At 71.1% G+C, this 24,927-nt stretch carries 22 protein-coding genes and 1 riboswitch; of the genes, 14 read left to right on the top strand and 8 right to left on the bottom strand.

All coding sequences use genetic code 11. The features are described 5' to 3' along the window. Position 1: 1 nt before the first annotated feature. The 5 genes from ABD262_RS16175 (at position 2) to ABD262_RS16155 (ending at position 5,786) form a co-directional block, all read left to right on the top strand. On the top strand, positions 2–493 hold the full coding sequence (locus tag ABD262_RS16175) for a rod shape-determining protein MreD (protein WP_344138477.1): 492 nt from the start codon (positions 2–4) through the stop codon (positions 491–493). Continuing rightward, positions 490–2,568, top strand: coding sequence for a penicillin-binding protein 2 (gene mrdA, locus ABD262_RS16170; protein WP_344138475.1), 2,079 nt, complete (start codon positions 490–492; stop codon positions 2,566–2,568). Before ABD262_RS16175 ends, mrdA begins: the two co-directional genes overlap by 4 nt. Positions 2,569–2,616: 48 nt before the next feature. Continuing rightward, a complete protein-coding gene (lpdA, locus tag ABD262_RS16165; RefSeq protein WP_344138473.1) occupies positions 2,617–4,011 on the top strand; it encodes a dihydrolipoyl dehydrogenase in 1,395 nt (464 codons plus the stop codon). A gap of 63 nt (positions 4,012–4,074) precedes the next feature. Continuing rightward, the gene (locus ABD262_RS16160) at positions 4,075–4,644 is read left to right on the top strand and encodes a GNAT family N-acetyltransferase (RefSeq protein ID WP_344138471.1); all 570 of its coding nucleotides are present in this window, start codon (positions 4,075–4,077) and stop codon (positions 4,642–4,644) included. Continuing rightward, complete coding sequence (locus ABD262_RS16155; protein WP_344138469.1) at positions 4,620–5,786, top strand: acyltransferase family protein; 1,167 nt, start codon at positions 4,620–4,622, stop codon at positions 5,784–5,786. The genes ABD262_RS16160 and ABD262_RS16155 overlap by 25 nt, the downstream gene beginning before the upstream one ends. Positions 5,787–5,909: 123 nt before the next feature. Here the strand turns inward: ABD262_RS16155 and ABD262_RS16150 are convergent, their stop codons facing one another. Beyond that, positions 5,910–7,370, bottom strand: coding sequence for a M16 family metallopeptidase (locus tag ABD262_RS16150; protein WP_344138467.1), 1,461 nt, complete (start codon positions 7,368–7,370; stop codon positions 5,910–5,912). A 154-nt stretch (positions 7,371–7,524) separates the two neighbouring features. Between ABD262_RS16150 and rpsO the strand changes: the two genes are divergently transcribed. From rpsO to ABD262_RS16115, 7 genes are all read left to right on the top strand, one after another. Further along, positions 7,525–7,794 carry a 30S ribosomal protein S15 gene (rpsO, locus tag ABD262_RS16145; protein ID WP_056923573.1) on the top strand — a complete coding sequence of 90 codons (270 nt, stop codon included), beginning with the start codon at positions 7,525–7,527 and terminating at the stop codon, positions 7,792–7,794. Positions 7,795–7,971: 177 nt separating this feature from the next. Continuing rightward, positions 7,972–10,398, top strand: a complete 2,427-nt coding sequence (locus ABD262_RS16140; RefSeq protein ID WP_344138464.1) for a polyribonucleotide nucleotidyltransferase — start codon at positions 7,972–7,974, stop codon at positions 10,396–10,398. A gap of 101 nt (positions 10,399–10,499) precedes the next feature. Continuing rightward, the gene (locus tag ABD262_RS16135; protein WP_344138462.1) at positions 10,500–11,726 is read left to right on the top strand and encodes an NAD(P)/FAD-dependent oxidoreductase; all 1,227 of its coding nucleotides are present in this window, start codon (positions 10,500–10,502) and stop codon (positions 11,724–11,726) included. A gap of 186 nt (positions 11,727–11,912) precedes the next feature. Beyond that, entirely contained in the window at positions 11,913–14,471 is a 2,559-nt protein-coding gene (locus tag ABD262_RS16130) for an ExeM/NucH family extracellular endonuclease (RefSeq protein WP_344138460.1), read from the top strand. Between the two features lie 82 nt (positions 14,472–14,553). Next, positions 14,554–15,321: a 4-hydroxy-tetrahydrodipicolinate reductase gene (gene dapB, locus ABD262_RS16125; protein ID WP_425564888.1), complete on the top strand. Its 768-nt coding sequence runs from the start codon at positions 14,554–14,556 to the stop codon at positions 15,319–15,321. Further along, complete coding sequence (locus ABD262_RS16120; protein WP_344138458.1) at positions 15,322–15,672, top strand: hypothetical protein; 351 nt, start codon at positions 15,322–15,324, stop codon at positions 15,670–15,672. Positions 15,673–15,712: 40 nt separating this feature from the next. Then, positions 15,713–16,081: a VOC family protein gene (locus tag ABD262_RS16115; protein WP_344138456.1), complete on the top strand. Its 369-nt coding sequence runs from the start codon at positions 15,713–15,715 to the stop codon at positions 16,079–16,081. 88 nt (positions 16,082–16,169) lie between these two features. Here ABD262_RS16115 and ABD262_RS16110 read toward each other — a convergent pair whose 3' ends face one another. From ABD262_RS16110 to ABD262_RS16090, 5 genes are all read right to left on the bottom strand, one after another. Further along, positions 16,170–16,484, bottom strand: coding sequence for an AzlD domain-containing protein (locus ABD262_RS16110; protein ID WP_344138454.1), 315 nt, complete (start codon positions 16,482–16,484; stop codon positions 16,170–16,172). Further along, entirely contained in the window at positions 16,481–17,239 is a 759-nt protein-coding gene (locus ABD262_RS16105; RefSeq protein ID WP_344138452.1) for an AzlC family ABC transporter permease, read from the bottom strand. Before ABD262_RS16105 ends, ABD262_RS16110 begins: the two co-directional genes overlap by 4 nt. Beyond that, the gene (locus tag ABD262_RS16100) at positions 17,236–17,820 is read right to left on the bottom strand and encodes a GNAT family N-acetyltransferase (RefSeq protein WP_344138450.1); all 585 of its coding nucleotides are present in this window, start codon (positions 17,818–17,820) and stop codon (positions 17,236–17,238) included. Before ABD262_RS16100 ends, ABD262_RS16105 begins: the two co-directional genes overlap by 4 nt. A 94-nt stretch (positions 17,821–17,914) precedes the next feature. Continuing rightward, a complete protein-coding gene (locus tag ABD262_RS16095) occupies positions 17,915–18,382 on the bottom strand; it encodes a dihydrofolate reductase (protein WP_344138448.1) in 468 nt (155 codons plus the stop codon). A gap of 38 nt (positions 18,383–18,420) precedes the next feature. Then, entirely contained in the window at positions 18,421–19,212 is a 792-nt protein-coding gene (locus tag ABD262_RS16090) for a thymidylate synthase (protein WP_344138446.1), read from the bottom strand. Between the two features lie 140 nt (positions 19,213–19,352). Here ABD262_RS16090 and dapA point away from each other — a divergent pair, with 140 nt between their 5' ends. After that, entirely contained in the window at positions 19,353–20,243 is an 891-nt protein-coding gene (gene dapA / locus ABD262_RS16085) for a 4-hydroxy-tetrahydrodipicolinate synthase (RefSeq protein WP_344138444.1), read from the top strand. Further along, on the top strand, positions 20,240–21,925 hold the full coding sequence (locus tag ABD262_RS16080; protein WP_344138442.1) for a ribonuclease J: 1,686 nt from the start codon (positions 20,240–20,242) through the stop codon (positions 21,923–21,925). The genes dapA and ABD262_RS16080 overlap by 4 nt, the downstream gene beginning before the upstream one ends. 153 nt (positions 21,926–22,078) lie before the next feature. Here the strand turns inward: ABD262_RS16080 and ABD262_RS16075 are convergent, their stop codons facing one another. Then, a complete protein-coding gene (locus tag ABD262_RS16075; protein ID WP_344138440.1) occupies positions 22,079–23,080 on the bottom strand; it encodes a type IV toxin-antitoxin system AbiEi family antitoxin domain-containing protein in 1,002 nt (333 codons plus the stop codon). Between the two features lie 148 nt (positions 23,081–23,228). After that, positions 23,229–24,641 (bottom strand): aminotransferase class V-fold PLP-dependent enzyme, encoded by a 1,413-nt coding sequence (locus ABD262_RS16070; RefSeq protein ID WP_344138438.1) that lies wholly within the window; start codon positions 24,639–24,641, stop codon positions 23,229–23,231. 42 nt (positions 24,642–24,683) lie between these two features. After that, a riboswitch (SAM riboswitch) is annotated at positions 24,684–24,796 on the bottom strand. Between the last annotated feature and the right edge of the window lie 131 nt (positions 24,797–24,927).

Raw genomic sequence — 24,927 nt, 5'->3', positions numbered from 1 at the left:
CGTGCCGCTGCCTTCGCTGACCCTGACCTTCCGAGGCCTCGTCCTGCTGCTCGCGGCCGTCACCTCGGTCGTCCTCTCGGCGCGCACGCAGCTCGCGCTGCCCGACCTCGTGCTCCCGGCGGTCGTCGCCGGCGCCCTGTGGGTCGGACCGTCACGCGGAGCCATCCTCGGACTCGCCGGTGGCTGGTTGGTCGACCTCATGCCCCCGGGCTCGGCGGTGCTCGGCACCGCGGCCCTCCTGTATGCCGCGGCCGGCCTGGTCGCGGGCGCGGGTCGCCGCGAGGGACAGACACCGTTCGGCTGGATCGCCACCGTCGGCGCGGCGGCAGCGGTGGTGGTCACGACGGGACGGCTGGTCGTCGCGGCCCTCACGGGTGCGCCGGTCCGGTGGCCGGTCGTGGGCACGGAGCTGCTGCTGACCGTGGTCCTGTGCGCGGTCCTCGTCCCGGTGCTCGTGCGGTGCGAGCAGCGGCTGGCCAGGAGCGCGGGATGAGGGCGGCCACGAGGCGCAGACCACGCCGCCGGACCACGCGAGGTCCGATCCCGCAGCGGTCCGCGCCGTGGGGACGTCGCCCCACGGTTCGCGACCACTCGCCGCGGGTGTGGGTGCTCGCGCTGGTCGTGCTGTGCTTCGTGGGGGCGCTGCTCGGGCGGCTCGGACAGGTGCAGATCGCCGGCCACGCCGACTACCGGGCCGCCGCGGCCACGGTCAACACGCGCACGGTCACCGAAGCAGCGGTGCGGGGCAGGATCCTCGACCGCAACCACACCCCGTTGGTGGACAACACGACCGAGACCGTCGTCACGGTCGACCGGGCGGTGCTCGCGGACTCCGCCGACGGCGGACGCGACCTGGTCAAGCGGGTGGCGCAGGTGGTGGCCGCCCCGTTCGACCAGCTCTGGGGCCGCACCCAGCTGTGCGGGGTCGCGGGTGCCCCGCCGGCGCCGGTCTGCTGGGCCGGCTCGGCCTACGTGCCCATCCCGCTGGTCAGCGGCGTGGACCCCCGCAAGGCCCTCAGCCTCCTCGAGCGCCCGGACCTCTACCCGGGCGTCGGTGTGTCGGCGCTGCCCGTGCGGGACTACCCGGCCGAGCGGACGGTCAACGCCGCCCACCTCCTCGGGTACCTCGGGCGCTCGGACGCCGACGACGTGCGGACGTCCAGGGGCGCCATCGGTGACCTCGACCTCGTCGGCCGGTCCGGTCTGGAGCAGCAGTACGACCGGCAGCTGCGGGGCGCGCCGGGCACGACCATCGTCGCCGTCGACCCGCGCGGGATCGTCACCGGCGAGCTCGAGCACTCCGACCCGGTGCCCGGAGAGGACCTCGTCACCAACCTGGACGCCCGGGTCCAGTCGGCTGCCGAGAAGGCCCTGGCCACCGCGGTGGCCGGCGCCCGACGGCGCGGCGAGCGCGCCGACTCCGCCGCGGCGGTGGTCCTCGACGTCACCAACGGCGCAGTGGTGGCCGCGGCGAGCTACCCCTCCTACGACCCGCAGGTGTGGACCGGGGGTGTCGGGGTCCGCGAGCTCGCCCGGCTCACCGACCCCCGGGCGGGCACCCCGCTCGTCTCTCGGGTGACCTCGGCGGCCTTCTCGCCGGCCTCGACCTTCAAGGTGGTCAGCCTCCCCGCCGCCGTCGCGGCCGGGAACTCCCTGGGCGGCACGTACAACTGCACGTCCAGCTACACGATCGGCAACCGCAGGTTCGCCAACTTCGAGTCCCGGGCCTACGGGCCGATCTCGCTGCGCCAGGCCATCGAGGTCTCCTGCGACACGATCTTCTACGACTTCGCCTACCGCTCCTGGCTCGCCCAGGGCGGGCTCGGGGCCACGTCCGACACCCGCGACCCGTTCGTCGAGATGGCCGACCGGTTCGGCCTCGGCCGTCGCACCGGCATCGACCTCCCGGGGGAGCAGGCCGGTCGCATCCCCGACCGCCGGTGGAAGCAGGACCAGTGGGAGCAGACCAGGGTCGAGACCTGCAAGCGGGCCCGGTCCGGCTACCCGGAGGTGGCTGCCACGGACCCCAGCCGCGCGGCATACCTCAAGGAGCTGGCCGTCGAGAACTGCCGGACCGGCTTCCAGTTCCGCGCGGGTGACGCGGCCAACTTCGCGATCGGGCAGGGCGACATCACCGTGACCCCGCTCCAGATGGCACAGGTGTATGCGGCGATCGCCAACGGCGGCACGCTCTGGACGCCGCAGGTCGCGCGGGCTTTCGTCACCCCGGGTGGCGCGACGCACCCCGTGGCGCCGGTGAAGGCCGGCACCGTGGCGTTCCCGGCCGGCACGCTGGCCTTCCTGCACGGCGCGCTCGGCGGGGTGGTCACGAAGGGCACGGCGCGCGGCGCCTTCGCCGGCTTCCCCCTCGGCCAGTGGCCGGTGGCGGGCAAGACGGGCACTGCCGAGGCCTTCGGCAAGCAGGACACCTCGTGGTTCGTGTCCTACGCGCCGACCACGAGGCCGAGGTATGCCGTCGCGGTCGTGGTCTCCCAGGGCGGCACCGGGGCGCAGGCCGCCGCGCCCGCGGCCAGGGCGATTCACGACGTCCTGCGGACCCTGCGGTAGGGACGGGCGAAGTGGGGCGCAGCCGGACGAGTCAGTAGGCTGGCGCGCATGGCTGACTTCGACGTCGTAGTTCTCGGTGCTGGTCCTGGCGGTTACGTCGCGGCGATCCGCGCCTCCCAGCTCGGCCTGCGGGCCGCGGTGGTCGAGGCGAAGTACTGGGGCGGTGTCTGCCTCAACGTGGGCTGCATCCCGTCGAAGGCGTTGCTGCGCAACGCCGAGCTGAGCCACATCCTGACCCACGAGAAGGACAAGTTCGGGATCGAGGGCGACGCCACGATGGCGTTCGGCCCGACGCACGCCCGGTCGCGCGCCGTGTCGGCGGGCATCGTCAAGGGCGTGCACTTCCTGATGAAGAAGAACAAGATCACCGAGATCGACGGCTGGGGCACCCTGACCAGCCCGACCTCGATGGACGTCGCGCTCAGCTCCGGTGAGAAGCAGACGGTCACCTTCGACAAGCTCATCATCGCCACCGGCGCGACCACCCGCCTGGTCCCCGGCACCTCGCTGTCCGACCGCGTCGTGACCTACGAGGAGCAGATCCTCACCGACCAGCTGCCCGGCTCGATCGTCATCGCCGGCTCGGGTGCGATCGGGGTCGAGTTCGCCTACGTCATGAAGAACTTCGGTGTCGACGTCACCATCGTCGAGTTCCTCGACCGGATGGTGCCGACCGAGGACGCCGAGGTGTCCAAGGAGCTGCTCAAGCACTACAAGAAGCTCGGGATCACGGTCCTGCTGTCGACCAAGGTCGAGTCGATCGACGACAGCGGCGAGAAGGTCAAGGTCACCGTCTCCCCGGCGGCCGGGGGCGACTCGCAGGTCATCGAGACCGACAAGGTGCTCCAGGCGATCGGCTTCGCGCCACGGCTCGAGGGCTACGGCCTCGAGGCCCTCGGCGTGGCCACCGAGCGCGGCGCCATCGTCATCGACGACCACTGCCGCACCAACGTCGACAACGTCTACGCCATCGGTGACGTGACCGGGAAGCTCATGCTGGCCCACACCGCCGAGGCCCAGGGTGTCGTCGCCGCGGAGACGATGGCCGGCGCCGAGACCATGCCGGTCGAGTACGACTTCATCCCGCGGGCGACCTACTGCCAGCCGCAGATCGCGTCCTTCGGCTACACCGAGGCCCAGGCCAGGGAGAAGGGTTTCGACGTCAAGGTGGCGAAGTTCCCGTTCTCCGCCAACGGCAAGGCGATGGGGCTGGGAGACGCGGTCGGCTTCGTCAAGGTCGTCGCCGACGCCACGCACAACGAGATCATCGGAGCCCACCTCATCGGTCCCGACGTCACCGAGCTGCTGCCGGCCCTGACCCTCGCCCAGAAGTGGGACCTCACCGCCGACGAGGTCGCCCGCAACGTCTTCGCCCACCCGACCCTGTCGGAAGCCGTCAAGGAAGCCGTCGAGGGCATCGCCGGCCACATGATCAACCTCTGATCATTCCCTGACCCACCTCTGACCCCACCTCTCGTCCGCATGCGGACAGTTCGGAGCACCGGTATGCCGCGCGTCAGCCTGCCGATCACGACCGAGCGGCTCGTCCTGCGCAGCTTCCTGCCGCGCGACGTCGATGACGTGCACGCCTACCGCTCCCAGGCCGACGTGGTCCGCTACATCCCCGGGGAGCCCAGGGACCGCGAGCAGGTCGCCGACCTCGTCGCGCACTCGACCACGGCCGGCCTGCTCGACGACAAGCACACGCACGTCACCCTCGCCGTCGACCTCGACGGTCGCGTCGTCGGTGACGTCATGCTCGCGCTCAACGGCCTCGACGGCGCCGACGGCAAGCAGGTGGAGCTGGGTTGGGTGTTCCATCCCGACGTGCAGGGCCAGGGGTATGCCACCGAGGCGGCGCGAGCGCTCGCCGAGGTCGCGTTCGCCGAGGTGGGCGCCCACCGCGTGTGGGCGCAGCTCGAGCCGGAGAACACCGCCTCCTCGCGGATCTGCGAGCGGCTCGGGATGCGGCGCGAGGCCTACTTCGAGAAGGGGTCCTGGTTCAAGGGACGCTGGACCGACCTGGCCATCTACGCGATCCGCGCAGACGAGTGGGCGTCCGGGGACAGGTCCTGACCTCCGCCACGGCGACGGGAGCCACGACGCGGGGGCACTCGGGGCGTCGTCCCCCCCTGCCGACGCTGACCGGACTGCGGGTGCTCGCCGCCGCGTGGGTGGTCCTGTTCCACTACCGCCCCGACATCGAGGCGCTCGCGCCGTGGACCGTGCCCGCCGACACCTTCATGCGGGCCGGCTACCTCGGCGTCGACCTCTTCTTCCCACTCAGTGGCTTCATCCTCGCCTACAACTACGCCGACGCGATGCGCACCTACTCGTGGGGGTCGGCCTCGTCGTTCGTGCGCAACCGGTTCGCCCGGGTGTGGCCCGTGCACTTCGTCGCGCTGAACATCGACCTGGCCATGGCCGTGGCGATGGGGACCCTCGGGGTCGGTGAGGGAGGGCACCGGCGCACGCCCGCGGCATACGGGCAGAACGTGCTGATGGTGCACAACTGGTTCAACGACCGCCCGAGCTTCAACGGCCCGGCCTGGTCGATCGCGTCGGAGTGGTTCGCCTACCTGCTCGCACCGGCGCTGTTCGTGCTCGTCGCGCGGGTGGCGCGGGCCCGCACCTCGGTGCTGCTCGCCGTCCTCTCGTATGCCGCGATGCTCACCGTCTTCGCGGTGTTCGCCCTGCCCAACGGCAACCTCGAGCACATGTTCTACGTGCGGATCATGGGGGAGTTCCTCGCCGGGATGTTCCTGTGCCTGGCCTGGGTGCGCGGTGGTCTCGCCCTGGGTCGCCTCGCACCCCTGCTGCCGCTCGTGGTCGTGGCGGTCGCCCTGGTGCCGGCCCTCTCGTCGGGCGACTACTGGATGGCTCCGGTGATGGGGCTGGTGGTGGCGGTCGTGGCCTCGACCGGGGGGTGGGTCGGGTCCTGGCTGTCGACCTCGCTCATGGTCGCGGCAGGGGAAGCGTCCTACTGCCTCTACATGACGCACTACCTGATGCGTCCGGTGGTGACCTGGCTGCGCGAGTGGGGTGACGACGCCTGGTGGTCGGCGGGTTTGGCGGTGGTCGCCCTGGTGCTGGCGCTGGGTGCCGCCGCCTGGCTGATGCACGTGCTGGTCGAGCGCCCCGCTCGTCAGTTCCTCCATGCCCGGGCGACCCGCCCGAGCCCCGAACCGGAGCAGGCACCAGCAGTCGCGCGCAGCTGAGCGCCGCACTGCGCGGGGCCATGCCCCGGGTCGACTCGTGACGGCCGCGGCACCGATCGACCCTGCCATGGCTGACGGACGTCGATTCCTGCCTCTGAGGCCACGAATGCACCCGGCGACCAGCTAGTCGTCGGCGAACATTTCCTCCTCGGTCGAGTCGAAGGCCAGGTGACCCACCTTGTGGTCGACGAGCTGGATGAGGCTGCCTCCGTTGCGGTGGTGCCGCGCCGAGAGCAGGAGCGAGGTCCCGTTGGCCAGGTGCAGGAGTTGGACGTCCTCGGTCCTGGCCACGGCGACCACGTCCTCCCACCGGCCGGCGAGAGTCGTTCCCTGGACGGTCAGGCCCACCCCATCGGAGCCGACGGACACAGACAGGTCGCGCGGGGCCAGGCTGACCACCTTGCGCCCGAACCGCTCCACCTCCCGAACCGGGGACGGTGCATGCGGGACCCACTCGGTCAGGTCGGGGAGACCGGCAAGGGGCCGGTCGCCCGCCCTGCCTGCAGGCAGGCAGCCCAGGATCGCCGAATCCCGGGCCCAGCTGGCCCACGCGCGGACGTCCTCGACCGTCACTGCGGAGAGCGAGGCGATCGCCTCGGCCCGGTCCTGGTGCGGTTCGTCGTGGAGGTGACCGTGCGCCACCCCCTGCATCCAGTCCACGCTCGCGCGAGGGTCCTCCGCATAGGCGACGAAGCCAGCGAGATGGTGATCGAGCTCGGCCTGTGTGGGTCCGTCCACAGCCAGCGACGCCAACGTGCCCCACAAGGTCTCAACGATGGCGTCTGCGTGCTCCTCCTGGCCGTCGGTGAAAACGGCGAAGAGGGTTCGGTCCCGGTCCACGCGAAGGGCATCGAAGTTGATGTCGTAGGCCAGTCCGCGGTCGTGTCGGACGTCGTCGGTGAGTCGGTCAACCAGGACCCGCACGACCGTTGATGCCCACTGCGTGCGGGGCAGCACTGCAGACAGCACCGGATGGGGAGCGACACGCATCACCCCCGGTGTCGGTATCCCGGTGAGGCGGGGCGCCACCTCCTTCGGTCGTGGCCCGCTGGACAAGGGAAGGGTGAGCCCGCCGGGTGGTGGCCCGGTCAGCACCAGGACAGCGTTCTCACGCACGAAGTGCTCGGCGGCGAACGAGCGCACCTGCTCCGACGTGACCCGCTTCACCCCCGCTCCCGACGCGTTGAGCAGGCCCACGCCCGTGAGGCCGAACCGGATGCCGGCCGCCCAACACAGGGCAGGGTGCGCGGACGTCGCGTCCTCAGCAGCCAGCACACCCTGCTCGCGCTCCAGGCGGCCCAGCGGCAGGTCGCCGAGGGCGTCGCACACGCGCCGGAGGAAGTCGGAGACCTCGTGCGGTTTGCCGGTCGCCACGAAGGTCGTGGTGTCGACGTCGACCTGCGCATTGCAGTCGAGGTGCGACTTGGGCAGTGTGCCCATGACGAGGTGCTCGACGAGGTGGCTGACCTGGACGGTCCGGAAGGACTCGTGGCGGGCGCCAACCCGGAACACCAGGGCTGCCGTCAGGGGGTCGGGCCCCTGCTCCCAGAACGTCGTGACACCGTCGATCGTGGTCTGCTGCACGAGGGCACACGGTAGGTGCCGACGGCGATTAGGGGGGTGCAGCACGCCGCTGGTAACCTTGTGCTCGCCGTAGACCGGCCGCGGATTGAGAGAGCCCAGGTGAACCAGCCCTGGCGCACCGCGCAACGATTCCACGAAGGAGCAGTGCCGACCCATGCCGTTGAGCGCAGACGTCAAGCAGAAGATCATGTCCGAGTACGCCACGCACGAGGGCGACACCGGCTCCCCCGAGGTCCAGGTGGCGATGCTCACGCAGCGCATCCTCGACCTCACCGAGCACAGCCGCCAGCACAAGCACGACCACCACAGCCGCCGCGGCCTGCTCCTCCTGGTCGGCCAGCGTCGCCGGCTGCTGCGCTACCTCGAGAGCGTCGACGTCGAGCGTTACCGCTCGCTGATCAAGCGCCTCGGTCTGCGCCGCTAAGCATTCGACAGGGACGGTCCTCACCACGAGGACCGTCCCTCTCGCATGAGGGTGGCACTCGATGCCGCCCGCAGCACCACCCGCGCTGCAACAGCGTATGAAGCAGAACCCGTGCACAACGACGATGCACAGGGTCATTTGAGAGACAGCACTCTCAACAGAAGAGAAGGAGGGCCCATGGAGGGTCCAGAGATCCAGTTCGCCGAAGCGACCATCGACAATGGTTCGTTCGGCACCCGCACGGTCCGGTTCGAGACCGGACGCCTGGCCAAGCAGGCCGGTGGCGCAGTCGCCGCCTACCTGGACGAGGACACGATGCTCCTCTCCACCACCACCGCCGGGAAGTCCCCGCGCGAGGGTTTTGACTTCTTCCCCCTGACGGTCGACGTCGAGGAGCGGATGTACGCCGCGGGCAAGATCCCCGGCTCGTTCTTCCGTCGCGAGGGTCGTCCGTCGACCGACGCGATCCTCACCTGCCGCCTGATCGACCGCCCGCTGCGCCCGACCTTCACCAAGGGTCTGCGCAACGAGGTCCAGGTCGTCATCACGGTGCTCGCGCTCAACCCCGACCACCAGTACGACGTGCTCGCCATCAACGCGGCCAGCGCCTCCACGCAGATCTCGGGTCTGCCCTTCTCCGGCCCGATCGGTGGCGTCCGCGTCTCCCTGATCGACGGCCAGTGGGTCGCTTTCCCGAACTTCTCCGACATCGAGCGCTCGACCTTCGACATGGTCGTCGCCGGCCGCATCGCGGGTGACGACGTCGCCATCATGATGGTCGAGGCGGAGTCCACCGAGTCCACCTGGGACCTGGTCAAGAACGAGGGCAAGCAGGCCCCGACCGAAGAGGTCGTCGCCGAGGGCCTCGAGGCCTCCAAGAAGTTCATCAAGGTCCTCTGCGAGGCCCAGGCCGAGCTGGCGAGCAAGTCCGCCAAGCCCGTCCAGGAGTTCCCGATCTTCCTCGACTACCAGGACGACGCGTATGCCGCTGTCGAGGCTGCGACGTCGGCCGACCTGGCGCAGGCGCTCACCATCGCCGGCAAGCAGGAGCGCGAGGAGCGCATCGACGAGCTGAAGGACTCCATGAAGGAGAAGCTCGCGGCGGAGTTCGAGGGTCGCGAGAAGGAGCTGTCCGCGGCCTACCGGTCCGTGCAGAAGAAGCTGATCCGTCAGCGCATCCTGCGCGACAAGGTCCGCATCGACGGCCGTGGCCTCGCCGACATCCGCGCCCTGGGCGCCGAGGTCGAGGTCCTGCCGCGCGTGCACGGCTCGGCCATCTTCGAGCGCGGCGAGACCCAGATCATGGGTGTCACCACGCTGAACATGCTCCGCATGGAGCAGCAGCTCGACACGTTGTCGCCGGTGACGCGCAAGCGCTACATGCACAACTACAACTTCCCGCCCTACTCCACCGGTGAGACCGGTCGGGTGGGTTCGCCGAAGCGTCGCGAGATCGGCCACGGAGCGCTCGCCGAGCGCGCGCTTATGCCGGTGCTCCCGACCCGCGAGGAGTTCCCCTACGCGATCCGTCAGGTGTCCGAGGCCCTCGGCTCCAACGGCTCGACGTCGATGGGCTCGGTCTGCGCGTCCACCCTCTCGATGCTCAACGCCGGTGTGCCGCTGCGCGCCCCGGTCGCCGGCATCGCGATGGGCCTCATCTCCGAGGAGGTCGACGGTGAGACGCAGTACGCCGCGCTGACCGACATCCTCGGTGCCGAGGACGCCTTCGGTGACATGGACTTCAAGGTCGCCGGCACCCGCGAGTTCGTCACGGCCATCCAGCTCGACACCAAGCTCGACGGCATCCCCGCCTCGGTGCTCGGTAGCGCGCTGACCCAGGCCCGCGACGCGCGCCTGCACATCCTCGACGTCATGAACGAGGCCATCGACGCACCCGACGAGATGAGCCCGTTCGCTCCTCGCGTCATCTCGGTGCAGGTCCCGATCGACAAGATCGGCGAGGTCATCGGGCCGAAGGGCAAGATGATCAACCAGATCCAGGACGAGACCGGCGCCCAGATCTCGATCGAGGACGACGGTACGATCTACATCGGTGCGACCGACGGCCCCTCGGCCGAGGCTGCCCGTGCGCAGATCAACGCCATCGCGAACCCGCAGATGCCGGAGATCGGCGAGCGCTTCCTGGGCACCGTGGTGAAGACCACGACGTTCGGTGCGTTCATCTCCCTCCTGCCGGGCAAGGACGGCCTGCTGCACATCTCCGAGGTGCGCAAGCTCGTCGGTGGCAAGCGGATCGAGGCCGTCGAGGACGTCCTGGCCGTCGGCCAGAAGGTCCAGGTCGAGCTCAAGGAGATCGACCCGCGCGGCAAGCTCTCGCTGGCGGCCGTCCTGGCCGAGGGTGAGGGTGGCGACGACGCCGAGGCTGACGAGGCCCCGGCCGAGCACGCCGACGCCGAGACCGACGCCCCCCGTGCGGACCGCGAGGACCGTGGCGAGCGTCGCGAGGGTGGTCGCAGCCGCAACCGCCGTCGTGGCGGCCGTGGTGGCGACGACCGTGGTGGCGACGACCGTGGTGGCGACGACCGTGGCGGCGACGCCCCGGAGAGCGCGGCCCCGGCCACGTCCGAGGACGCCGCAGGTTGATCCACGCCTGCAGCGCCTGACAGCCTGACGAGCGGGCCGGTCCACCGAGAGGTGGGCCGGCCCGCTTGCTTTGTGGGCACCGCAGACCAATGCTGAGGCACATGGCTGACCAGCGCAGGTTCGTGATCGTCGGTGGCGGGCTCGCCGGAGCAAAGGGCGCGGAGGCGTTGCGGGAGCGCGGCTTCGAGGGGTCGATCGTGCTGTTCGGGTCCGAGGAGCACCTGCCCTACGAGCGACCGCCGTTGTCCAAGGGCTACCTCAAGACCGGTGAGGGCCTCGACGACGCCTTCGTCCACGACGCGCAGTGGTATGCCGCGCACGACATCGAGGTGCGTACCGGCAGCACCGTCGCGGCGATCGACCGCGACGCCCGGAAGGTGGTCACCGCCGACGGCGAGCGCACGGCATACGACCGGTTGCTGCTGGCCACGGGCAGCTCGCCGCGCAGGCTCACCCTTCCCGGCCACGACTTCGGTGGCGTGCTGTCGCTGCGGACCATCGAGGACAGCGACCGGATCCGCGCGCTGATGCAGCCGGACGCGAAGCTGGTGTTCGTCGGGGGTGGCTGGATCGGGCTCGAGGTGGCGTCCGCAGCGCGGGAGGCCGGGGCCGAGGTCGTGGTGCTGGAGACCCTCGAGCTGCCGCTCGTGCGGGTGCTCGGCGCCCAGGTCGCCCAGGTCTTCGCCGACCTGCACCGCCAGCACGGTGTCGACCTGCGCACCTCCGTGACGATCGAGGCCATCGAGGGGTCGAACGGCGCGGCGAGCGGGGTGCGGCTGTCCGACGGCGACGTGGTGCCCGCCGATGCGGTCGTCGTCGGCATCGGGGCTGCTCCCAACGTCGCGCTGGCCGAGGCCGCGGGTCTCGCGGTCGACAACGGGGTGACCGCGGACGCGGTCGGGCGCACCAGCGACCCGGACATCTTCGTCGCGGGTGACCTCGCGAACGTCGAGCACCCCTTCCTGGGGCGTCGCGTGCGGGTGGAGCACTGGGCGAACGCACTCAACCAGCCCGACCTCGTGGCCGCCGCGATGCTGGACCAGGACGGCCCCGAGCCCGAGCTGCCGTACTTCTTCACCGACCAGTACGACCTCGGCATGGAGTACCACGGGATGGGTGGACCCGACGACGAGGTGGTGGTCCGGGGAAGTCTCGCCGACCGGGAGTTCGTCGCCTTCTGGCTGCGTGAGGGCCGCGTGGTGGCCGGCATGAACGTCAACGTGTGGGACGTCGGCGACGGCATCAAGGCGCTGATCCGGTCCCGCCAGGTCGTCGACCGGGACCGGCTCGCCGATCCGGCAGTGGACCTCGAGTCGATCGCCCGGTGAGGCCTCCTGCGACGAGTCCGCTCGCGTCAGGGCTCACCCCGCTACCACTCACAGAATCTGACCTGAACTTTACCTTCCTGACCCATTCCAGACATTCCGCATTCCTCCTGCGCGTGATGTGATTCCTGACGGCCCGGACCACCGTCCTGGAGCCGCCGATCCTGAGCTCGTTGTTGGAGGACTGCTGTGCGCGTACCCCGCAAGCACGTGATGGGAGCGGTGGGCGCGATCGCCCTCACTGCTGGAGTTGTGGGTGTGGCCCCGACGAGTGCGCTGGGCGCACCGTCCGCGGGGGCCCCCGTGGTGATCAACGAGGTCTACGGCGGGGGAGGCAACTCCGGCGCCGCCTTCAACCGCGACTTCATCGAGCTGGTCAACAAGACCACCGCCACGGTCGACCTCGCCGGCTGGTCCGTGCAGTACGCCTCGGCGGCCGGCACGAGCTGGACGACCAAGACCAACCTGACCGGCACCATCCCGGCCGGTGGGCGGTTCGTCGTCGGTGGCGCCGGCGGCGCCAACGGCGCCTCGTTCACGGCGGACCTCGACGGCGGCATCAACCTCAGCGGCAGCGCCGGCAAGGTCGCGCTCGTCAACACCCAGACCGCCCTGCCCGGCACCACCTGCACCGACGCCTGCTCCGACCTGCCCCAGGTCGTCGACTTCGTCGGCTACGGCACCGCCAACGACTGGGCCGGAGCGGCCGCAGCCCCCGGCACGTCGAACGCCACCTCGGTGTCGCGCAACAGCACCAGCACCAACACCGCGAACAACGCAGCCGACTTCATCGCCGGTGCCCCCACGCCCGGGGCCGGCACCCCGCCGCCCCCCGGCACCCCGGTCGCCAAGACCATCGCCGAGGTCCAGGGCACCGGCTCGAGCTCGCCGCTGGTCGGCGAGAACGTCATCATCAAGGGCGTCGTCACCGCCGCCTACCCGACCGGTGGCTTCCACGGCTTCTACCTGCAGACCCAGGGGACCGGCCCCGAGCCGAGCGCCTCGGGTGCCTCCGACGGCGTCTTCGTGTTCCAGTCCGGCTCGTCCACGCCGTTGGACGCCGACGCCGTGGTCGGCAACTACGTCGAGGTCACCGGCAAGGTCAGCGAGTTCAGCGGGCTGACCGAGGTGACCGCCGCAGGGGCGGACATCGTCGACGCGGGCGAGGCCTTCAGCCCGGTGCAGCCGCTGACCGTCCCGTGGCCCACGACAAACGCCGGTCGTGAGTCTCTCGAGGGCATGCTGTTCCAGCCGACCGGCGACTACACCGTCACCAACACCTTCGGCACCAACCAGTTCGGTGAGGTCGGTCTGGCCGTGGGTGACCACCCGCTCCTCCAGAACACCGAGGTCGGCGCCCCGGGCAGCCCCGAGGCCGCCGCGGTCGTGGCCGACAACGCCAAGCGTGCGGTCACCCTGGACGACGGCGCGTCGAGCAACTTCACGGCGAGCAGCTTCAGCACGGGGACGTGCGGCGCCCGACCGATCCCGTGCCTGCTCAACGGTGACCTCACCCCGGCCTACGTGTCCAACACCAAGCCGGTCCGGGTCGGCGAGGCAGCGACCTTCAACGCGCCCGTCGTCGTCGACTACCGCTTCAACCTGTGGCGCTTCCAGCCGACGGCCCAGGTCGTCGGTCCCGACAACGCCACCTCGCCGGTGAGCTTCGAGAACACCCGCACCGCGGCACCGGACGACGGCGACATCAACCAGCTCGGCACGGCCGACCTGAAGGTCGCCTCGTTCAACGTCCTCAACTACTTCACCGACCTCGGTGACCAGGACCCCACCTGCCTGGCCTACTACGACCGCGACGACAACGGCGTCACGGTGCGCGACGGCTGCGACCGCCGTGGTGCCTGGGATGCCGGCGACCTGGCCCGCCAGACCGAGAAGGAGGTGTCGGCGATCACCGCGCTGGACGCCGACGTCGTCGGGCTGATGGAGATCGAGAACTCCGCCAAGTTCGGCCACCCGCGCGACACCGCGCTCGCCGCCCTCGTGGCAGCCCTCAACGCCAAGGCCGGCGCGGGCACCTGGGCGTTCGTCCCGTCCTCGACGGACCTGCCGCCGGTCGCCGACCAGGACTTCATCACCAGCGCGATGATCTACCAGCCGGCCAAGGTGATGCGGGTGGACCGCTCGCGTGCCCTGGGTGACCAGAGCGGCCCGACGCAGGCCTTCGGCAACGCCCGTGAGCCGATCGCCCAGACCTTCAAGAAGAAGACCGGCAAGGGCGACAAGTTCCTGTTCGTCGTCAACCACTTCAAGTCCAAGGGCTCGGCTGGTCCGTTCCCCGGTGACGAGGACACCGGTGACGGCCAGGGCGCCTCGGTGACCAGCCGCATCCTGCAGGCCCAGGCCCTGCGCGACTGGGTGCCCGGGGTGGCGGCCGAGTACGGCGCGAAGGGCATCGTCATGGCGGGCGACTACAACTCCTACACCAGGGAGGACCCGCTCGACGTGCTCTACAAGGCCGGCTACACCGACGTGGGCAGCATGTTCGACCCGTCGAGCTACTCGTACTCCTTCAGTGGCCTGTCGGGCTCCCTCGACCACATCCTCGTCAACGCCCACGCCCTGCGGATGTCGACGGGCGCCGACCACTGGAACATCAACTCCGGTGAGTCGGTGGCGATGGAGTACAGCCGGTACAACTACCACTCGACCGACTTCCACCAGTCAGGTCCGTACCGGTCGTCCGACCACGACCCGGTGGTCCTCGGCCTGAAGGCCTTCGTGCAGTAACGAACCCACGCGGCTCAGGCGGGTCCGGTGCCACTGGCACCGGGCCCGCTGTCGTGGGCCGGGCTGTCGCTACGCTGGCCCCGTGAGCGAGACGACCAACGTGGAGCCGACCAGGGTGGCCGTGATCGGCGCGGCAGGGCGGATGGGCACCGAGGTATGCCGGGCGGTCACCGCAGCGGCCGACCTCACCCTCGTGGCGACCTACGACCAGGGCGACGACCTCGGCGACCTCGGCGGGGCCGACGTCGTGGTCGAGTTCTCGGTCCCCGCGGCCTCCCCGGGCAACGTGGCGCACTGCGTCGAGCGAGGGGTGCACGTGGTCGTCGGCACGACCGGCTGGGACGACGAGAAGCTCGCCTCCCTGCAGGAGCCACTCGCGGCCCACCCGGAGGTCGGGGTCCTCATCGCGCCCAACTTCGCCATCGGCGCTATCCTCATGATGCGCTTCGCCGAGCAGGCCGCCCGCTTCTACGAGTCGGTCGAGGTCATCGAGCTGCACCACCCCAACAAGGTGGACGCCCCCTCGGGCACCGCGGCCCGCACCGCCCACCTCATCGCGGCGGCCAGGTCCGCAGCCGGTCTCGGTGCCGTGCCCGACGCCACCACCCAGGACCCCGAGGGCACCAGGGGCGGCCGGGTCGACGGCATCCCCGTGCACTCGGTGCGGCTGCGGGGCCTGGTCGCCCACCAGGAGGTCCTGCTCGGTGGGGAGGGCGAGATGCTCACGCTGCGGCACGACTCCTTCGACCGCACCTCGTTCATGCCGGGGGTCCTCGAGGGGGTGCGCCACGTCGGTGCACACCCCGGCCTCACCGTCGGGCTCGAGCACTACCTCGGCCTGGACGACTGAGTGCGCGAGAAGGTCACCGCCCTCGTCCTGCTCGTGGTCCTGGGCTTCTACTCCGCCACGATCGGGTGGCGCGGGGTCGAGCTGGTCCGTGACGGACGGCCGGTCCCGGTGCTCCTCGGGGTGGCCGTCATCCTCATCCCGGTCGTGGCCCTGCTGGCCATGGTGCCGCTCGTGCGGCTGGCCAGGGACGGCTCGGCGATGATGGCGCACGCCCGGCAGCACGGCGCCGAGGGCGAGTGGGGGGCCGAGCTCGAGCAGGCCGAGGCGAGCCGGGTGGCCGGTGACCGGGCGGCGGAGCAGCGGCACTACCGAGCTGCGGTCCGCGCCTGGCGCACCAGCCGAGTCGGCTGACGGGCGCGCCGGCGGCGGCCCGGCGGCATACCGTGGGGTCATGCACCGTTCGCGCATCGGCATCGTCCTGGTCGACCACCCCGGCGAGCACCACGACGCGGCGCTGGCCTTCTGGGCCGGGGTCCAGGGCGTGCGGCCCCTCCCGGACGGGCCGTACGCCAGCGTCGGGGAGATCGGCTCGCTCAACCTCGAGGTCCAGCGCCTCGAGGAGGGGCCGCCGAGGGTCCACCTCGACATCGAGAGTGACGACATCCCTGCCGAGGTGGCTCGCCTCGAGGCACTGGGTGGCACCGTCGTGGAGCGCCGCGACGGCTACGTGATCATGGCCGACCCCGGAGGCGTGGTGTTCTGCGTGGTCGGCATCCAGACCGGAGACCGGTTCGAGGAGGATGCCCGCGAGTGGCCGTGACCGCTGCAACCCTTTCCCGCGCTCCAGGGCTCCCCGGTCCCGGGCTAGGGCTCCCCGGCTCCCGGGCTAGGGCTCCCCGGCTCCCGGGCTAGGGCAGCCCGAGCAGTCGCAGGCCCGCCGCCACCGCCGCGGCGAGCACGACGACGACCAGGAACGGCGCCCGCAGCAGCAGGGCCACGATGGCCGCCCCCACGGCGGCCGCCCTCGAGTCGAGGACGATGGAGCCGCTCGTGGTGGTCAGGGTCTGCACCCCCACCAGCGCAGCCAGGAGGGCGATCGGGAGAGCCGACGTGACGCGGGTCGTCCGGTCACCGTCCAGCCACGTCTCCGGCACGAGATGCCCCAGCAGCTTGAGGACGAACGCCAGCGCCGAGGCGACCAGCACAGCGGTCCAGGTGCTCATCGGGTGCCTCCGTCCGCAGGGTCGGACCAGTGGTGCGGCGGCGTGGGGTCGTGGTGCGTGCGCCGGGACAGGCCGGCCAGCAGGGCGGTGCCCGCCGCCACGAGGACGGGCACGCCGGCGGGGGCGTGCGGCGCGATGAGCACTGCCGTCAGGGCGGCCACCGCCGCGATCGCGAACGCGTCGGCCGACTTCAGCCGGGGCCACAGGAGCGCGCAGAAGGCGGCCGCCGCGGCGGCGTCGAGGCCGTAGCGACGCGGGTCGCCCATGGTGTGGCCGACGAGGGCGCCGACGAGGGTCATCAGGTTCCACAGCAGGTAGATGCCCACACCGGTCGTCCAGAACCCGACCCGGGCAGCCGCCCGGCCGGGCTGTGCCACGGCCACGGCGGTCGACTCGTCGATGGTGAGCTGGGCGGCGGCCGCCCGCCGCAGCCCGCGGGCCCCCAGCATGCGGGAGACCTGGAGACCGTAGAGGGCGTTGCGCACGCCGAGGAGGGTCGAGGTCGCGATGGCGGCCCCCGCTCCCGCCGGCCCGGCGGCCAGCAGGCCCACGAACGCGAACTGCGACCCCCCGGAGAAGAGCAGCAGCGACAGCGCCTGCGTCTGGACCACGGACAGGCCGGCGGCGACCGACAGGGCCCCGAAGCTGAGGCCGTAGGTGCCGGTCGCCAACGCGACCGAGACCGACTTCCGCACGACCCGGCGACGTTCGTCCGGGTCCAGCGTCCCCGTGGGGGCGGCCGGGACCGCGCTCACGGAGCAGTGAGCTCCAGGTCGGCGACGAGCCGCACCTCGCGGGCCGTGTCGCCGTCGGGGGAGACCACCCGGTCGCGGAAGGCGCCGTCGGGGCCGAGCCCGCCGGCCATCAGGAAGCCACGGGTCGCCTCGTCGGAGGCCAGCACCCAGGTGTGCATCCGGGTGGCCCCGGCTCCACGCAGGGTGTCGACGACGGCGTTCAGCAGGCGGGAGCCGTGGCCGACCCGGCGGGCGTCGGGGTGCACGCCGAGCGCAGACAGCTCACCGGTCTCCGGCGAGGCGTCGGGGTCCTGGCTCGGCCCGATCGAGGCGAACCCGACCACCTGGTCGCCGGCACACGCCGCCAGCAGCCGGTAGACGCCCTGGGGAGGGGATGCCAGGGACTGCCGCCAGACCGAGGCGAAGGCCTGCGGCTCGAAGGTGGCGAGGACCTCCTCGGGGAGCGCCGCGGCATACGCCTCGCGCCACACCACCGCCTGGACCAGGCCCACGGCGGGCGCGTCGGTCTCGCGGGCCACCCGCACGCTGGCGTCCGCGAGGGGGCCGGGCGAGTGGGCGGAGTGGTCGTGCTGGTGAGCCATGACCTGCATCCTGCCATCGACGGCGCGAGGCGCCGGTGCCCGGTCACGACCCTTCCTGGCCCGGTCGTGCTCGGTCGAGCTCGGTCGAGCTCGGTCAGGTGCGCTCGTAGGTGACCCAGCTGAAGCCGTCGCGGGCCTCGCGGGAGACTTCCCGCCACTGGCCCGGGTCGATCTCGGGGAAGCGCACGTCACCCTCGGGGGACTGGTCGACCTCGGTGATCAACAGGCGGCGGGCCCAGGGCATCGCCTCGGCGTAGACCTGGCCACCGCCGCACACGAAGACCTCGTCGGCCGGTCCGGCCAGCGACAGCGCCTCGCTCAGGGAGTGGGCGGTCTCGACGTCGGCGTGGCTCCAGTCGGCCTGACGGGTCACGACGATCGTGCGACGGCCCGGGAGCACCCGGCCGATCGAGTCGAACGTCTTGCGCCCCATCACCATCGGATGGCCCATGGTGGTGCGCTTGAAGAACGCGAAGTCCTCGGGCAGGTGCCACGGCATGTCGTTGTCGGCCCCGATGACGCCGTTGCGGCCGACCGCGGCAATGAGCGTCACGTTCGTCATGGGCACAGGCTAGCGACAGCCCGACGGGGCTCGCCGGGTCAGACCGCGATCGGGGCCTTGATCGACGGGTAGGGGTCGTAGCCCACGAGCTCGAAGTCGTCGAGGTCGAACTGGTCGATGTCCTTGCCGGGGGTGATCCGCATGGTCGGCAGCGGGCGCGGCTCGCGGGTCAGCTGGAGCTTCGCCTGCTCGACGTGGTTGGAGTAGAGGTGGGCGTCGCCGAGGGTGTGGACGAAGTCACCCGGCTCGAGGTCGCAGACCTGCGCCACCATCATCGTCAGCAGGGCGTAGGAGGCGATGTTGAACGGCACGCCCAGGAAGATGTCGGCCGAGCGCTGGTAGAGCTGGCACGAGAGCCGACCGTTCGCGACGTAGAACTGGAACATCGTGTGGCACGGCGGCAGCGCCATCGAGTCGACGTCGGCGACGTTCCAGGCGGACACGATGTGGCGCCGGCTGTCGGGGTTGGTGCGGATCGACTCGATCACCGTGGCGATCTGGTCGATGTGGCGGCCGTCCGGAGTCGGCCAGGAGCGCCACTGGTAGCCGTAGACCGGGCCGAGGTCGCCGTTCTCGTCGGCCCACTCGTCCCAGATGGTGATGCCGCGGTCCTGCAGCCACTTGACGTTGGAGTCGCCGCGCAGGAACCACAGCAGCTCGCCGATGATCGACTTGAGGTGCAGCTTCTTGGTGGTGAGCACCGGGAAGCCCTCGGAGAGGTCGAAGCGCATCTGGTAGCCGAACACCGAACGGGTGCCCGTGCCGGTGCGGTCGGACTTGTCGGTGCCGGTCGTCATGACGTGGTCGAGGAGATCGAGGTACTGCTGCACGGAGGCAGCGTAACCCGGGCCGACGACAGACCCCCGGCGGCGCGTCGATGCCGCCAGTCCGGCGTCGCCTTCCCGCCAAATTGCGTCCCGGTCGGTGTCCGGCGCACGGCGCGTGCTCGGCGGGGCGATAGCCTGCAGGCATGAGCACCTCGTCCCCGTTCGGCCGCGTCCTGACCGCCATGGTCAGTCCGATGCAGGCCGACGGAAGCCTCGACCTCGAGGGCGCCCGCCGACTGGTCGCCCACCTGCTCGACACCGGCCACGACGGCATCGTCGTCAACGGCACGACCGGCGAGTCCGCCACCCTCAGCGACGACGAGTCGATCGAGATGGTGCGGCTGGTCGTCGAGGCCGTCGCCGGCCGCGCCGCGGTCGTGGCCGGGGTCGGCTCCAACGCGACCGCACACAGCGTCGAGATGGCCGCCCGCGCCAGGGACGCCGGCGCGACCGGGCTGCTGCTCGTGTCGCCCTACTACAACAAGCCGACCCAGCCCGGGCTGGTCGCGCACTGCCACGCGGTGGCCGACACCACCGAGCTGCCGATCATGCTCTACGACATCCCGGCCCGCACCGCCATCCCGTTCGAGACCGCCACGCTCGTCGAGCTGGCCGCCCACGACCGGATCGTGGCCGTCAAGGACGCCAAGGGTGACGGCTGGGCCTCGACCAAGGTGATGGCCGCGACCGACCTGCTCTACTTCTCCGGCGACGACGCCGCCAACCTGCCCTGGCTCGCCCTGGGCGCCACCGGCGTCGTCAGCGTCGTCGGCCACGTGGCCGGCCGGGAGTATGCCGCGATGGTCGCCGCCGTCGACCGCGGCGACCTCGCGAGTGCCCGCGACATCCACCGACGGCTGGTCCCCGCCGTCGACGCCATCATGAGCACCTCCCAGGGTGCGATCATGGCCAAGGCCGCGCTCGTCGAGCTCGGCGTCATCGACCACGCGACGGTGCGGTTGCCGCTCGTCGAGTCACCACCGGAGCACCTGGACATCCTGCGCGCCGGTCTCAAGGAGTCTGGCCTGCTGTGAGTCATCCCCACCCCGAGCTCAACCTGCCCCGGCCACTGCCCAAGAACGGCGTGCGCATCATCGCGCTCGGTGGGCTCGGCGAGGTCGGCCGCAACATGGCGGTCATCGAGCACGACGGGCAGCTGCTCGTCATCGACTGCGGCGTGCTGTTCCCCGAGGACCACCACCCCGGCGTCGACCTGATCCTGCCCGACTTCGAGTACCTCGAGGACCGGCTGGACGACATCCAGGCGATCGTGCTGACGCATGGTCACGAGGACCACATCGGGGCGGTGCCCTACCTGCTCAAGCTGAAGCGCGACATCCCGATCGTCGGTTCCATGCTGACCCTGGCCCTCATCGAGGCCAAGCTCAAGGAGCACCGGATCACCCCCTACACGCTCGGGGTCAAGGAGGGGATGCGCGAGAAGCTCGGCGTCTTCGACTGCGAGTTCGTGGCGGTCAACCACTCGATCCCCGACGCGCTCGCGGTGTTCGTGCGGACGCCCGGCGGCACGATCCTGCACACCGGCGACTTCAAGATGGACCAGCTGCCGCTGGACAACCGGCTCACCGACCTGCGCGCCTTCGCCCGGCTGGGGGAGGAGGGCGTCGACCTCTTCATGACGGACTCGACCAACGCCGAGGTCCCCGGGTTCACGACGCCCGAGAAGGACATCGCGCCGGCCATCGACAAGGTCTTCCGTGATGCCGAGCGCCGGATCATCGTGGCCTGCTTCTCCTCGCACGTGCACCGGGTCCAGCAGGTGCTGAACGCCGCCGAGCAGGCCGGCCGCAAGGTCGCCATGGTCGGCCGCTCGATGGTGCGCAACATGGGGATCGCGGCCGAGCTGGGCTACCTCCATGTGCCCGACGGCGTGCTCGTCGACGTCAAGAAGCTCGACAACTTCCCCGACGACCAGGTGGTGCTCATCTGCACCGGTTCGCAGGGTGAGCCGATGGCGGCCCTGTCCCGCATGGCCAACCGCGACCACCGCATCGACGTGGGCCAGGGCGACACCGTCCTGATGGCCTCGTCCCTGATCCCGGGGAACGAGAACGCCGTCTACCGGATCATCAACGGGCTCATGCGGCTCGGCGTCAACGTCGTGCACAAGGGCAACGCCAAGGTGCACGTCTCGGGTCACGCCAGCGCCGGTGAGCTGCTCTACTGCTACAACATCGTCAAGCCCCGCAACGTCATGCCGGTGCACGGCGAGTGGCGGCACCTGGTCGCGAACGCCGAGCTCGCCGTCCAGACCGGCGTGCCGCGGGAGCAGGTCGTGCTGGCCGAGGACGGCGTGGTCGTCGACCTGGTCGACGGTGTGGCCCGCATCGTCGGCGCCGTGCCGTGCGGCTACGTCTACGTCGACGGCTCGTCGGTCGGCGAGTTCGACGAGGCGCTGCTCAAGGACCGCCGCATCCTGCGTGACGAGGGCTTCATCTCCGTCATCGTCGTGATCGACGCCGCGACCGGCAAGATCGCGGCCGGCCCCGAGATCCAGGCCCGCGGCTTCGCCGAGGACGACGAGATCTTCAGCCAGGTGCGGCCCAAGATCGAGCAGGCGCTGGCCGAGGCCACCGGCAACGGGGTCACCGACTCCCACCAGCTCGAGCAGGTCATGCGGCGCGCGATCGGCGGCTGGGTGGGCGGCAAGATCCGCCGCCGCCCGATGATCATCCCGGTCGTCATCCAGGCCTGAGCGTCCCTCCACGCGCAACCTCCACGCGCAACCTCCACGCGCAACCTTTGCTAGCAAAGGTTGCGCGCTGGTGGAGAGGTTGCAACCTGTCCACCAGCGAGTGAGCTGTGCTGGGACGACGGCCTTGCACCTGAGGTATGCCGCCACGGCGCGTCAGGCAGGTCGGCGCAGCCTCGCGCGTGCGATGGCTGCGTCGATGCGGTCCCGCACCAGCCCGAGGTTGCCGACCTCGTGCCAGGTGAACCGGACGAACTCGTGCGCTGACCTGCGTAGGACGTCCTCCTCGCGTCGCTTCTCGGCAGCGAGGTTCTGACGCTGGGCGGCGGCACTGCCCGCCGCTGCGGTCGTGGTGGCCAGCGCGTACTTGGCCAGTCCGTCGAACTCCACGACCACGGGATCTTCGTCCAGCAGGAAGTCCCCGCGGTACCCGTGGCCTCCGGGCAGGGGGGCCTGCGGCGTGAACCGGTAGCCGAGCATGCGCATCCCGTGGGCCAGTCGTGACTCGCCGGGCGACTCGTGGCGCCCGTCCGCATGCTCCAGCAGTGCCCTGACCGCCGGGATCCCGGGATGGTGGGCGTGTTGCCTGAGCGCCGCGTCCAGGTCGTCTGCGGTGATCAGCTCCTGGTGGAGGGCGTGGTCCGCGGCGATGAGGCTGTCCATCGGGGCCCGACGGCCCGCGTCGTCAGCCGGATACAGGCCGACCTGGATGACGGCATGGGCCACGGGGACCGTGCGGAACCCCTCCGCCGTCTCCACCGGCGAGTCCGACACCGGTGGGTGGATGACCGCCGACGGGCGGTGCCGCGTGTGGTTGGTGCTCGTCCGGCATACGTGAGCCGTGTCGAGGTCGGCCTGCCAAAGGGGCGCTCCGTGAAGGACGAGCGCCGACTGGTGGCTGGCGACCACCCGGCCCTCGAAGGACTTGAGCAGGGCGAGGGTCAGCAGGCGGTGCTGCAGCCGCGTCGTCTGGAAGGAGTCGCCCCCCTCCCAAGGCGCCCGTTCCCGACCGGGTGCCCGCACGGCATACCAGCCTCGGATGACGCGTCGGATGGTGCCGGCCTTCACCAAGCGGTGCAGGCCGGTGGAATCCACGCCGATGGACGCGGCGGCGGCCGTGGACACCAGGTCGTGGTCAGCGAGGTCGTAGAGCTCCATGCGGCGAGAGTGCCAGAGATCGATGCACCTGCTTGGTGCCCCTGTGGACAACCCCGGGTGGGACCCGGTCTCAGCACAGGGCCCTCGTTGGTGGACACGGTGCAACCTGTCCACCAACGAGTTTCCTTTGCTAGCAAAGGTTCCTTGGCTACCAGGGGCGGGCGACGTCCAGGGCGCGCGGGTCGTTGACCGGCGCCCAGCCCTGCGGTCCCTCGACGTACTCGGCCCGCGGGCCCTGCTCGGCCAGCTCGGCCACGGCGGCCAGCAGCCGGTCGACGTGCTCGGCGGTCGTGGCCAGGCCGACACTGGCGCGGACAGCGGTCGTGGAGCCCGCGGCATACGGGTCGTCGAGCAGGGCGTCGACGCACAGGTGCGCGCAGAACTTGCCGTCCCGGACGCCGATCCCGTGCTCTGCCGACAGCGCCGCGGAGACGAGTGAGGACTCCACCCCGTCGACCGTGAAGGTCGCGACGGCGACCCGCTCGTGGTCGGGGCCGAACAGGGAGTAGGTCTCGACCCCGTCGATCGCGGCGAGGCCGTCGAGGAGCCGGCGGCCGAGGGCGGCCTCGTGGGCCTCGATCGCCTCGGCGTGCGAACGCAGGCTGTGACAGGCCGCGGCCAGGGCCACCGCACCGATGACGTTGGGGCTGCCCGCCTCGTGGCGGGCCGCTCCGTCCTGCCACACGACCCCGCGCGTGGTCACTGCCTTGGTGGCCCCGCCTCCGGCCAGGTAGGGCGCAGCCGCGTCGAGCCAGTCGGCCCGACCGGCCAGCACCCCGGCGCCGAACGGCGCGTAGAGCTTGTGACCCGACAGCACCACGTAGTCGACCCCGAGGTCGACGAGGTCGACGAGGTCGACGGGGCGGTGCGGCGCGTACTGCGCGGCGTCGAGGACGACCCTGGCGCCGGCGCGCCGCGCGATCGCGGCCAGCTCCCGGATGGGCCAGATCTCACCGGTGACGTTGGACGCGCCGGCCAGGACGACCAGCTGGTGGCGTGCGGGGTTCTCGCGCAGCGCCGCCCGCAGCAGCACGGCGGCGTCGGCGACGCTTCCCGGCACCGGGAGGCGATGGGTCCGGCGGGCCGCCCACGGCAGGAGGGCCGCGTGGTGCTCGGTCTCGAAGACGAACACGTGGGTGTCGCGGGGCAGGCAGCGGGCCAGCAGGTTGAACGAGTCGGTGCTGTTGCGGGTGAAGACGACCTCGTCGCCCTCGCGTGCCCCGACGAAGGCGCGCACCTCGGCGCGGGCCTGCTCGTACCAGGAGGAGGTCACCCGGGAGGCCCAGCCGTTGCCGCGGTGGACCGACGAGTAGGTCCGCAGGGCGCTGTCGACGGCGGCCTTGACGCTCACCAGCGCGGGCGTGGAGGCGGCGTGGTCGAAGTTGGCGTAGTCCACGGTGCCGTCGAGGGTCGGCACCGGCAACGCCTCCGACACCACCGCGGGGAGCGAACCCACCTCGCCCCACGAGCGCGCGTCCGGCACGGGGCGCAGGTGGGTGCGGGCGTGGGCGAGGGGTGCGCTCCGGCGGAAGACGGGTGGCGGGGTGCTCGCGATCGACATGAGAGGTGCTCCTGGTCCGGGTGGGACCCGAGCGTGCTCACGGGTCCGCGCTTGCCGGCTGCGGGTGCAGACGGCCCGGTCGTCACCCGGAGCACCCCACCGCGGAGGAGGGTTGCTGGTCAGCAAGCCGGGGCTTCGCGCTGACACTCATGACCTGGGGTCGAGGGTAGGGCGTGCGCCGCCGGGGGAGCCAGCCTGCGGACGCAGCTTCCCGTCATCTGAGACGTGGACCGGAGGGGGCTCGACGGTCGGTGAGGTCGCCTGGCGGGGGGTCGGCATGGCCGGT

The sequence above is a fragment of the Pedococcus bigeumensis genome, from assembly GCF_039531795.1.
Lineage (GTDB): Bacteria > Actinomycetota > Actinomycetes > Actinomycetales > Dermatophilaceae > Pedococcus > Pedococcus bigeumensis.
This window is presented reverse-complemented; position numbering and strand designations above follow the sequence as displayed.